Raw genomic sequence first — 11,549 nt, forward strand, 5'->3', positions numbered from 1 at the left:
ACCACCTGGCCCTTGATCTGGTCCACATCCATACAGGTGATGAGACCGAGGAACTCGACAGAGGCGAGCAGGCCCGCGCGCAGACCGGTTTCCACCGGGCCACTGATGACGCTGAACTGTTTGTCCAGCACGTTAACGGGGATGCCATAGGTCTTGGCCAGGGCAGCGCTGTATTTTTCGAGGCGCTGACGGGCCTGGACGGTTAGGGTCTGACTCACGGTCGCTCCTTAATATGCGGTGGGGGTATCGTCACCGCCGAGCGCGCCCGGGCGTTGGCCCGGCTTCTCGACAGAGAACTGGTCGATCTTGCCGTTCAGCTCGCTGAACTTGTCGGTCAGGCCGGTCAGGGTCTGCTCCAACTTGGTGAACTGCTCGGCGGTGATGCCTGGCTTGTCGTCAACGGTGGCGGGATCGGTGACCAGGGCGGTGGGCTGCTCGGGGGCCGGTTGGGTTTCCAGCTTGACGCTGAAAGAATCGATCTTGTCGCCAAGGCCGGTCAGGGCCCCCAGCATCTGATCGAACTGTTCTGGTTTCATTTCCTCATCCTCGGGTTGGCTGGGGGTAGGTTTGGGGGCAGGTTCACCATGGCTGGCCATAAAGCTGAAAAACTTGGCCATGAAGCCATCGGTCTTTTCGTGTTTGGGCAGTGTGAACATGGAGAGATCCAGCGGCTCGCTGGTGCCGACGGTCTTGCCCTTGTTGCTGTTGCTGAACTTGAGGTAGGTGGTGCCGGTACTGGCGGGTTGGTCGGTAACGCCCAGGCCAATCAAGTAGGTGCGGCCGAGATCGGCAAATTGCTCGAATGGCTCGATGGAGCAGAACTGATATTGGCCGCTCTGGTTCCAGTAGATGAGATCCCGGTTGGGGCAGAGGATGGCGAACAGCTTAAATTTGCCATCGGCCTCTTCGGTCTTGAGCGCCTGCACGGTGCCATAGCTGGACCAGCGATCGTGCTCGGGCCAGATGACGGCGGTGTAATAGGTCGGGTCGTAGGTCTCGGCCATGTCGGTGAGCCAGTCGCGGGTAATATCCCGCCCGTCCACCGCTTTGCCTTCGGTGGCGATACAGACCCAGCCAGTTCTCAAGGTTGATTCGTTCATGCCTGCTCCCAATAAGATGCGGGCTCAGGCTATCGGGTCGGCGAGGGGGTTTCATCCAGTTGTGTTCGGGGGGATTCGGATCCAGCGGGATATCCGAATTGCTCAGAACATCAGTGGGATAAGTGGGGGTAATGGGCTGGCTATGATGGCGCCATCATTCATATCGATGGAGGCGCCATGGCGTATCCCGAAGAGATCCGCAAGGCTGCGAAGGGACTCTACCTTAAGCGATGGCCCCCCCAGGAGATCAAGGACGAACTGGGGCTCAACTCCTGTCGCATTGTCTACTACTGGGCCGAGAAGCTCGGCTGGCGAGAGTTGCTCACGGACGAGGCGGTGGAGGATGCCATCGCCCGCCGGGTCAATGTGCTGCTGGATCGCGAGAAGAAAACCCCGGGCGAGCAGGATGAGCTGGACCGGCTCATCGGCCACCATGTCAGCCTGAAAGAGAAAGCCCTTAAGTGGGCCGAACGCCAGCAGGCGCTCACCGCCCGCCGCGAGAGTGGCGATGAACCCGCTGCCGAGCTGCCGCGCCGTGGCCGAGGCGGCCAGGATGGCGGTAGTAGTAAGGGGAGGGGTGGCAAGAAGGGCAAGAACCAGATCGGCCACCTGACAGAGGCAGACTTTGCCGAGTGGCTGGGTACCCTGTTTGGCTACCAGCTGCGCTGTCGGGAGGCCAAGAACGACCCGGCCTTGCCGCGCACCCGCAACATCCTCAAGTCACGCCAGATCGGCATGACCTACTACTTCGCCGGCGAGGCACTGGAAGATGCCATTCTTACCGGTGGCAACCAGATATTCCTCTCAGCCACCCGCGCCCAGGCGGAGGTGTTTCGCTCCTATATCTGCAAGATTGCCCAGACCTTCCTTGGCGTCACCCTGACCGGCAACCCCATCGTCTTGTCGAACGGGGCCGAGCTTATCTTTTGCTCCACCAACTCCAACAGCGCCCAGTCCCGCTCGGGCAACGTCTACATCGATGAGTATTTCTGGATCCCCAACTTCGAGCGGCTCTCCGATGTCTCCAGTGCCATGGCCACCCAGAGCCACTGGCGTAAAACCTACTTCTCGACCCCGTCCAGCAAGGTACATGAAGCGTACCGGTTCTGGACTGGGGATCGCTGGAAGGGTACTCGCCCAAGCCGGCAGGCTGTTGACTTCCCGGGTGAAGACGACCTGCGCGACGGGGGCCGCATCTGTCCCGATCGGCAGTGGCGTTACGTCATCACCGTCGAGGATGCCATACGCCTGGGCTGTAACCTCATCGACATCGAGGAGCTCAAAGACGAATACCCGGAGGAGGTGTTCGATCGCCTCTACCTGTGCCGGTTTATCGACGATGCCCTGTCGGTGTTCAAGTTCCAGGACATGGAGCGGGCAGGGGTGGACCCGACTCGGTGGGAGGACTACAAACCCGGGCGGCCCGACCCGTTTGGCCGGCGGGAGGTGTGGCTGGGGTATGACCCGAGCCGCACCCGCGACAACGCCACCCTGGTGGTGGTGGCCCCGCCCACCGTCGCCGGCGAGCGGTTCCGGGTGCTGGAAAAGCACTACTGGCGCGGGCTTAACTTCCAGTACCAGGCGCAGGAGATCACGCGGATCGCCAAGAAGTTTCGGGTCACGTATCTGGGGGTCGATGTGTCCGGCATTGGCGTCGGGGTGTTTGACCTCTTAAAACCCGTGTTCAAGGGGGTATGCCATCCCATCAACTACAGCGTCGAGAGCAAGTCGCGGCTGGTGCTCAAGATGATCGACGTGGTGGAGGCCAATCGCATCGAGTGGGACTGCGCGGACCGGGATATCCCGCTGGCGTTCCTTGCTATCAAACGCAGCACCACCGGCGGCGGCCAGATGACGTTTCGGGCCGCCCGCGACAACGTGACCGGCCACGCTGATGTGTTCTTTGCTATCGCCCACGCCGTGGCCAACGAGCCACTCGATACCAACCGCAAACGCAAATCCAGCTGGGTCACCAGCCAGGAGAGAAAGGCAGCATGAGCAAACGACAGCAAGCACTGGCCAAGGTGGCCACCCCTTCCACGCGCCCCTCAGTGGTGTTCAGCATGCCGGAAGAGATAGACCCCACCGCCTGGATGACCGATTACACCGGGGTGTTCTACAACCCCTACGGCGAGTATTACCAGCCTCCCATCGAGCGTAAGGGGTTGGCCAAGGTGGCCCGGGCCAACGCCCACCACGGGGCTATCTTGATGGCGCGGCGCAACATGGTGGCGGGGCGCTTTACCAACCAGCGCGCTACCATCACGGCGTTCGTGCACAACTATCTGCAGTTCGGGGATGCGGGCATGCTTAAAATTCGTAACGGCTTTGGCCAGGTGGTGGGGCTGCACCCGCTATCGAGCGTCTACCTGCGCCGCCGTGAAGACGGTTGCTTTGTTTACCTGCAGCAGCAGGGCAAGCCGAACCTGATTTACCGGCCGGAGGATGTGATCTGGTTGGCCCAGTACGACCCCGAGCAGCAGGTTTATGGCATGCCCGATTACCTGGGCGGCCTGCAGTCGGCGCTGCTCAACCAGGATGCCACCCTGTTTCGGCGCAAATACTTTCTCAACGGCGCCCACATGGGGTTCATCTTCTACGCCACCGACCCGAACATGGACGATGACACCGAACAGGAGATGAAGGACAAGATTGCCAACAGCAAGGGGGTAGGGAATTTTCGCTCCATGTTCGTCAACATCCCGGACGGCAAGCCCGACGGCATCAAGCTTATTCCGGTGGGGGATATAGCAACCAAGGATGAGTTTGCCGCCATCAAGGGGATCACTGCCCAGGACGTGTTGACCAGCCACCGTTTTCCGGCGGCGCTGGCCGGCATTATTCCGACCAATGGTGGGGGAGGGTTAGGGGATCCCGAGAAGTACGACGCTACCTATGCCCGAAACGAGGTGCTGCCGCTCTGTGAGCTTATCCAGGATGCCATCAACAGCGCGGGACTCCCTCGTTCCCTCTGGGTCGATTTTAGGGATACGGTGGGGGAGACTGTATAAAAAGCCAGTCCTTTTAGGGTAAGATCACATCTATTGATTGCGTGTTTGATTTATCGGGAGGGGTGATGCGGGTTTATTGCAAAGAGTGTGGCCAACGGGGCCGTATTACCAAAACCAATCAGTTGAGCTCTGCTGTTGCCGATCTTTACTGCCAATGTACCGATGCCGAGTGTGGCCACAGCTGGGTGGCCACTTTGTCATTCGCCCACACCCTGAGCCCGTCAGCCAAGACCACAAACCAGCTGGTGCTGAGCTTGATGGGCTCACTGACGCCAGAGGGGCGGCAGCTAGTATTGCGGGGGATGAGTGGACGATAACAAGTCGATTTCTTATAACAGGCAGTGGAGGAGGAGGACATCCTCCACTGCAAGACCTACTTACCGGGTAATAGAGGTTTGAGTTTCTTGCTCCGCATATTTTTTTATTTTTTTATCAATTTTTTTCTTTGTGTACTCAGAACGGCGAATAAAATCTTTTGATATAAATTCTTCTTCAATGCCTTTCAAGCTCTTGAGATTAAAATGAATAGCATCAAGAACACTGTGAAAATCAATTTTATGTTTGGCAATGATTCGAATGCTTATATTGTCCTGAAGCAGATAGAATAAGTTATAAAGATATTCCTTGGCCTCTCTGAAATCTACTTGCTGGAATTTATCTAAAATAAATACAACTAATGGGACTCTCAATGATTTTATTCGCTCGACTTCGGCTGTTATATTTTGTTTTATTTTCTGATCAATGTTAGCAATTCTAGACCTAACACATGATATAGGGTTAAGGATGCGGATAAGATCGCTCGATGGCGTATCTAACTCTATAGGTAATTGGAAGGGCTCCGTATTGAGAATTAATTTTTTTCTTTAAAATCAAGATGCTTGAAGCCTGCTGGAAAATCAATGACATCTACAATATTCGGCTTGATTTCATGTTCCCCATCGTATAATTCATGGTTCACGTAATACTTACCATTTTCAGATTTTATTTTGTGTGTTACTTTGTCTTTAAGTAATATAAGGGCAAGTGACGGAGGGGGGCCATTCTCATCTATATTAACATCAACGTTCAATATGGACTCTATGGCTGATAAGTTGGACGCTTTTGTGGAGAAGTCGACATCGTTTGATGCAATATAAACTGATTCTGGTGGAACTCTATAATACGATAAGTAATGAACAACCCAGTAATGAACCGCTTGTCCACCAACTGTTATTATAGGCTCATGAATCTTATCTATGTTGTCAATAAGAGCCTTATTAATGAAGAACAGCTGATCTATTGGCTGTAGGAAATCATTTTTGTCCATAAAAAAATACCCCTATGAAATCACAGGGGTATTCTAACGATTGGTTTTAATTATACAAATAAAAAATTAATGGCACTTTTGGGCCTGTCACTCACACTTTTGAACATAGAGTTAGCTTGCAGAGGCTTCCTTGGCCTGCGGCCGCTTTTTACTGCCATAACACGAGCATTATAAAGCTTATGTTGGCGCTCTTTGAGAGCTCTTACACTGTTACAAGGCATAAGCACATCCAAATAGTCTGATTGTGGGCCCGTGTCATAACACTAGACCCATTAGCCATTTCATGCAACCAGTCAACTTCCACTGAAGAATGTGACAGTTTAGCAATGGCACACTTACGAACACATCAGCGTTCACAAGGGGTGTGATCCTAACATGAGATAATTTTCGATCCAATAGTGATTAAAAAACATTCTTTATGGCCAGTGATGATAAGGGCCATGTGTTCATAACATAATGAAAAAAAACAATTTTATCATTCCATATCTATTCTGTGAGTTGGATTTTTCGGCCACATCATGGTGACAAGAGGGCTCCAAAAGAGCAGCTTCGCTCCTCTTTGGGCTGCTTGGTGTACTGTTTATTTATACAGACATTCAGAGATTGCCAGTATGTTTGTTTAACCCACACCTGGTTTATCTCTCTAGTGGCCTGCGGTTTCCCATCGCTGGCGCAGGAGCATCGATCTCAATCAGCTGTGCATTGCTCATCTTGCTGTTGCCTTTAGGATATGGGCAAGCGACAAGGTCGCTATCCAGCTGTAGCCACCTCATCATCTGAGTACTGGCAAAGAGGAGCACTCAGCACAGGCAACTCGGTGGTATAGCGGGGGCTTAACTGCTCACGCTTCATAATCTACTCTCAGGTATCCGGTTGTTTTCCTCTCTCGAGTTATGGAGCGTAGATAGTCACAGCCTCTGCCCTCTTAGTCATCCCGCTTTGCTGATCGGCGTCAAAAAATTAACCAAAATCAGCTCTACTGATAACTTTCACTCACTACGCTGGTCGGCGTTTGATACCCTACTCATCCGACCCCGATTATACCAAAGGAAGCCGAGGCGTATTTGATGATTGTTCCCATACTCAATCCGGTTAAAAGCAGCATACAGGGAGCTGAAACCCCGTGCGGTAGCTATCTTGTTTGCTGAGAGATGTTGAGCAGTAAGACTACTACCAATGAGATCTGTGATCGAATAACCCCCATATATTCACAGATTTCGTCTAGTAGGTTAGCGTAGAGATGGAAAAACATTCAACAGAGTTTAATTGGATTGATACGAGAGCAAACACATTGCGACATGGTTATTTTTCAAATAATAAGCGGTTAATTTATTTTGGAGGTGTGTTGCAATATTTTAAGTATTTAAGTCCTCAGCGAATTGATGTTTTAGAGAATTTAAAGATTCGCTATACTCAAGCGATTGCGCTTAATGACCCATTTGAAGTATTTCCTGCGATAATTGACAAGGGGGAGGATTGGTATTACAAGCAGTTCTTAGCTCGTATTGAAGCTGAGGCAGAACAGTTTGCATTTAGAAGTGCGGTAAAGAAAAAGCAATTTTTAAGGGCTAGAAAAAAAGAATTCCCTAATTTTTATCGTTGTTATACGGATGAACCATGGCTGATGGAACAGGCATATTCAATTGTGATGCTGGATGCCCATGTACAGGGTTATTTAAGTTTAAGTAAAACCAATAAAAATATTCTAATGTGGTCGCATTATGCTCAAAGCCATGAGGGTTTCGTGATTGGTTTCAATTCTCAGCATAGTTATTTTAATTTCGGCGTTTCCGAAATTGAATACAGTGAAAAACGGCCATTTTTAAATCCGCTGCAAGGGCGGCAGGATGCATCATTATTTAGAACAAAGAGTATTGATTGGGCATACGAGCAAGAAGTTAGAAAAAGCATGGAATTTGTTAAGCGGAGACCGATTGGGAATGGTAATACATTTTTACCATATCCAGAAGTACTGCCAGATCATGCTGATGAGATATATAAAAAAGTAAGGCTGTTTGATTTCCCTAAAGATGCAATAAGCTCATTGGTTTTTGGGTGGAAATCAACAAATGAATTGAGACGTTCTCTTGTTCATTTGCTAGAGTTTCATGGGCTTTCGTCTGTTAAAGTAATGCAGGCAGTACCACATTCAAGAAAGTATGAAATGGTTGTCGAGGAAATATAAGCTTACCAACCTATTTTAAGGGGGGTACAATCTCATGGTATTTTTCTATGCGTTGTAAAGGTGCGTTGTAAAGGTGCTTTGTAGAGGCTTCGGTACTGCGTTATTAAAAACTTAACGTGGTATGGTATTAATCAAGGAGGATTTGTGCAGACACGTAAAGATGTTCTTAAAGAATGGTACAAGCGAGTGGCAGTAACGCAAGCTGCACATTATTATTCCGCCGATAGTTTAAATAATAGGAAGTATTGGCTGGGTGTGCCAACGGTTATTTTGACCACGCTAGTTGGTACATCAGTATTTGCTACGGTCTCACAGGAAAACACGGAAGCTTGGGTGAAAATATGTTTAGGGTTGGCAAGTGTAATTGCTGCATTATTGGCAAGTTTGCAAACATTTCTTGGTGATTCAGAAAGATCAGAAAAACATCGGATAGCTGGTGCGAAGTATGGTGCTTTAGGCCGAGAGCTTGAGTTTATACTTACTATCGAGCAGGATATTGGTGAGGTTCGGTTCGATAATTTAAGGGTTAAGCTAGATGAATTAGCTCTTGAATCTCCCAATAACCAACTTAAAATTTATCGTATGGCTGGAGCAAAAGATATTAAAGTTTTACCAAATGACAAAGAAGCTAGCCCACCTCAATTAGCTTAATTTTACCTCACAAAATACTTAAGAGGAAAAATCTGGGGCACACATCTTACTTGGCAAGTCATAGTCTAGCAGGCCGTTGATAATGGACTGGTGATGGATGAAAAAGTTTGTGCACTAGGCACCACAATCAGCATGTTCACGAAAAATAGCACAAAACCATGTCGGCAGCGTAGTTTAGGTGCTCTATTGGAATCGAGATACTGTGAGACCTGAGTTTTTTCTGACTATAGTTATGCGCGAATTTCTGGTAATGCTGTTTATCATCTATCGAAGTAGAGTCAACAGTCATCATCATTGATGAGCACATAAACACATATCAATGCCCAAAAATTTTTGGGAATTTTTAATATTGGGAGTTATTGTGAGTCTTGTTCAAATTCATTTTGATGGCGATATAGCGGTTAATCACCAAGTGAGCATGAGAACGTTGGGTAAAACACTTATCCACCTGCAAAACTCAATCGATAGAGCCTATTTAGAGCAACATTATGGGCAGTTATGGAAATTTGCGAAAATGCGGCAGGAGTTCTACTCAGATGTTGAACTATTGGTGCAAGAACCGAGGGAGGGTGGTTATGTTCTTGATTTTTTATCGTCAAATCCAGTAACCAAATCTGTCATAAATCGGGTTTCTAGTGCTGTAAATGGTGCTGTGGAAGCTTCAAAGAAAGCAGGGCTGGATAAAGCGACTAAGATTGAAGAATCTTTAAGCAAAAGGATTTCACAAGTTGAAAGTGGAATTCTAGTTCCCAAAGATCTTAGGACGATGATAGACAACCCCGATGCTTCAGTAATAAGGCAATATGGAGATCGGGCTATCTCTAGAGAAATCGATCAAATACTTTCCATCATTAGGTCTAGCCACGCAGGAGATAGTACCTTTGAACTTACATTAAGGGGCGATAAATCTATTAAATTCGAATTTAATAAAACATCTGCAGGCAGCTTTCATTCAACTGTTTCTCGCAGAGAATTGGGCGAGCCAGTTCTATATAATGCCACTATATCATCACTAGATCGGCATAATAATAATGGTAAAATATATAACTTGATTACGGAGAAAGTGGCTAACATTCATTTTTTCAATGAAAGTTTTCTTGAGATGGCAATGCCATTTTTTCAAGGAAAAAAAGCAATGACTTTTGTTGGTTCACCTTTGATAGAATACGGTGCATTTGACCCAAATGCAGGGGATATTTATTTCATTAAGTTGGCGTAATTATGGAAGAACTGGCGAAGGCAGTACAAAAAAAGTATGTTGAAGATATTACTAAAAAATATCCTATTCATCGCTTTTTTGTAATGTTTATAGTGCTAATTTCATCGTACATGTATGCTAAGCCTGATGATGTTAGGATTTTATCTGAACTTAAAAAAATTAAAGTCAACTTCATTTTAGACTTCAAATCAGGCTTGCTCGCTTCTGTGAATTTTGAGCAGCTTGTAGTTTCAATTCTAGTCACAGGAGCCATTGGTTACTTCTATTCATGGATTAGCAGTAGATCCTTTAATATTTTATCTAAGGCTTCCTCATTTAATTGTTACATATCTGAAATCAAGGAGAAAGTTGATGCTAGAAAGTCAGAGCAAGAATTATTGAATTACTTTCTTGCTAAAGATGTATCAAAAGAACTTGAAGGTTTGAGGGTTAAGTTAAAATCATTCCATACAAGCTCTGAAGTATTTGTTGTTATATCTCTATGCATCGGCTGGGGAGGGAGAGCAAATTCATTTTTAGATTGGATTATAGTTGTGGCTTTTATTTTTTTGGTGGGTTTAAATTTTTGGAAGGCATTTAAGTTTTATATCTCTGATTTTTTACCATATTACATTACAGAGCAAACTTTATTAGGCTCTACGGTTGAGTTTGGTGATAAATAGACATCTGACAAGCTACTACACATGGAAATTTCCCTAGTTTAATTTAAAAAATTCTAGTGAGTAAAGAGTTATGTTCTAAATCCTCAGCACGAGAAATCAGATAAGGGTCCCGTTCTCGGAAAGAGTGATTGGCGCCTTAGACTATTCACATCGCAGTGCGGGGCTCTTAAATATTTCCTATCTCTCGATTTAACTGTGGTCAGCCATAACCTGGTGCAGTGATAGCTTGTACCTTGGTATGAGCTGTTCGGCTGAGCTAGAGTTGGTGCAATTGATACGGGTTAGGCACATCGGCGGCGATAGCCGGTATGGCCCGCGATGCAGGACGAGGATGGTGGCGGCGCAGGATGGCGCAGGCCACGGCCTGTTGTTTGCCCTGCCGCAGTCCCACCGACTGACTGATCTCATTGGTTGGTCCGTGCGGCTGGAGGATACAGGTCACCCGAATATCCAGGCGGTTGTAATCCTCCCGGCGGACGGTCTGGGTGCTGGCACCTGGGCTGTTGTTTCTCATGTTATGCTTCCAACGCTTGTACGCTGTAATCATTCTGCTCTTGTAACCACTCCGGTGCATCCAGCCCTTCTAGTACCCGCCACATCTCCGACTGATAGGGCGCGGGCAGCATCTTGACCCAGCTGTACGCTCCAGCATGGCCCTGTGCTTGGTATACCTTGCCGCACAGCTCAACCAGCATCGGCCAGTCCTGATCGCCTTCCGGTACCGCGTCCTCATCCGGCTGGCCCTGTTCGGCTAGACGCAGTCCCTCTGGCTGCCAATCCGGCTCGATCGGGATCGCTATGCACGACTGCACCTGTCCGTTCTCAAGCCAGAGGGTGAAGCCATCTGCTGTGACGCTGGCGCCAGCCCGCAAACGCTCGATGGAGAAGGGCGATAACCCCCATTGCTCTACCATCAACTGATCCGCGAACGCCGCTGGATCCGGCTGCGTACAGTTATTGTCAGAGCTCCAAGGAGCCGGGCTGTCGCCCGACTGAACCCCAACCCCCAAACCTGAACCCCCGGCGGCCTTGGTGGCCTGGTATGTGCCTTCGGGTACCACTTCCCACCCTTGCAGGCGGGTCTTGATACCCAAGCGGGCGGTGTGCAGTCCCATCAAACGCTTGATGTCTTCGCCGTAGCAGTTGGCCTGCTCCTCAATGAGGTGGGCCAGCTTGATGGGGTGCTCGGCACGAGTGGCCAGTGCTCCGCCCATAGCGTGGAGGTAGCAGCGAAAGATGCCGTTATCAGCGGCATAGCGGGCCGCCTCAAAGCGTGGATCTTGCAACACGGGTTTGGGTGGCCCCACCAGATCGCCGTGCTTCTTGGCGTTACTGATACGGCGCAGCTCGCGCCATACCCCGACCGGTGCGCCGCCGATCTGCTGGAAGGTACGGATCCCCCACCAACTCGCCCA

Annotated in this window: 12 protein-coding genes and 1 pseudogene; 7 read left to right on the forward strand and 6 right to left on the reverse strand. The window is 49.1% G+C overall.

Features of this window, described 5'->3' with window-relative positions:
• Positions 1-218 (reverse strand): P2 family phage major capsid protein (locus tag AXW79_RS08540; RefSeq protein ID WP_043151144.1); only part of this gene is annotated, 218 nt, incomplete at its 3' end.
• Positions 219-227: 9 nt separating this feature from the next.
• A complete protein-coding gene (locus AXW79_RS08545) occupies positions 228-1,100 on the reverse strand; it encodes a GPO family capsid scaffolding protein (protein WP_011898579.1) in 873 nt (290 codons plus the stop codon).
• 177 nt (positions 1,101-1,277) lie between these two features.
• Here AXW79_RS08545 and AXW79_RS08550 point away from each other — a divergent pair, with 177 nt between their 5' ends.
• The 3 genes from AXW79_RS08550 (at position 1,278) to AXW79_RS22160 (ending at position 4,428) form a co-directional block, all read left to right on the forward strand.
• On the forward strand, positions 1,278-3,098 hold the full coding sequence (locus AXW79_RS08550; RefSeq protein WP_005320318.1) for a terminase large subunit domain-containing protein: 1,821 nt from the start codon (positions 1,278-1,280) through the stop codon (positions 3,096-3,098).
• Entirely contained in the window at positions 3,095-4,111 is a 1,017-nt protein-coding gene (locus AXW79_RS08555; RefSeq protein ID WP_005320320.1) for a phage portal protein, read from the forward strand. The genes AXW79_RS08550 and AXW79_RS08555 overlap by 4 nt, the downstream gene beginning before the upstream one ends.
• Positions 4,112-4,176: 65 nt before the next feature.
• Complete coding sequence (locus AXW79_RS22160) at positions 4,177-4,428, forward strand: ogr/Delta-like zinc finger family protein (RefSeq protein WP_005320322.1); 252 nt, start codon at positions 4,177-4,179, stop codon at positions 4,426-4,428.
• A 60-nt stretch (positions 4,429-4,488) separates the two neighbouring features.
• Here the strand turns inward: AXW79_RS22160 and AXW79_RS08560 are convergent, their stop codons facing one another.
• The gene (locus tag AXW79_RS08560; protein ID WP_043151146.1) at positions 4,489-4,800 is read right to left on the reverse strand and encodes a hypothetical protein; all 312 of its coding nucleotides are present in this window, start codon (positions 4,798-4,800) and stop codon (positions 4,489-4,491) included.
• A 161-nt stretch (positions 4,801-4,961) separates the two neighbouring features.
• Positions 4,962-5,417, reverse strand: coding sequence for a hypothetical protein (locus AXW79_RS08565; protein ID WP_005320341.1), 456 nt, complete (start codon positions 5,415-5,417; stop codon positions 4,962-4,964).
• A gap of 1,240 nt (positions 5,418-6,657) precedes the next feature.
• Between AXW79_RS08565 and AXW79_RS08570 the strand changes: the two genes are divergently transcribed.
• The 4 genes from AXW79_RS08570 (at position 6,658) to AXW79_RS08580 (ending at position 10,134) form a co-directional block, all read left to right on the forward strand.
• Positions 6,658-7,602, forward strand: a complete 945-nt coding sequence (locus tag AXW79_RS08570) for a DUF2971 domain-containing protein (protein ID WP_011899154.1) — start codon at positions 6,658-6,660, stop codon at positions 7,600-7,602.
• A 144-nt stretch (positions 7,603-7,746) separates the two neighbouring features.
• Positions 7,747-8,253, forward strand: a complete 507-nt coding sequence (locus AXW79_RS22820) for an SLATT domain-containing protein (RefSeq protein ID WP_011899155.1) — start codon at positions 7,747-7,749, stop codon at positions 8,251-8,253.
• Between the two features lie 361 nt (positions 8,254-8,614).
• Positions 8,615-9,472, forward strand: coding sequence for a hypothetical protein (locus AXW79_RS08575; RefSeq protein ID WP_011899156.1), 858 nt, complete (start codon positions 8,615-8,617; stop codon positions 9,470-9,472).
• Positions 9,473-9,474: 2 nt separating this feature from the next.
• Entirely contained in the window at positions 9,475-10,134 is a 660-nt protein-coding gene (locus AXW79_RS08580; RefSeq protein WP_005320347.1) for a hypothetical protein, read from the forward strand.
• 256 nt (positions 10,135-10,390) lie between these two features.
• Here the strand turns inward: AXW79_RS08580 and AXW79_RS08585 are convergent, their stop codons facing one another.
• Both AXW79_RS08585 and AXW79_RS08590 read right to left on the reverse strand, forming a co-directional pair.
• The gene (locus tag AXW79_RS08585) at positions 10,391-10,648 is read right to left on the reverse strand and encodes a hypothetical protein (protein ID WP_005320349.1); all 258 of its coding nucleotides are present in this window, start codon (positions 10,646-10,648) and stop codon (positions 10,391-10,393) included.
• Position 10,649: 1 nt separating this feature from the next.
• A pseudogene (locus tag AXW79_RS08590) lies at positions 10,650-11,549 on the reverse strand (replication endonuclease); the annotation flags it as partial.

The sequence above is a fragment of the Aeromonas salmonicida subsp. salmonicida genome, assembly GCF_001643305.1.
Taxonomy (GTDB): Bacteria; Pseudomonadota; Gammaproteobacteria; order Enterobacterales; family Aeromonadaceae; genus Aeromonas; species Aeromonas salmonicida.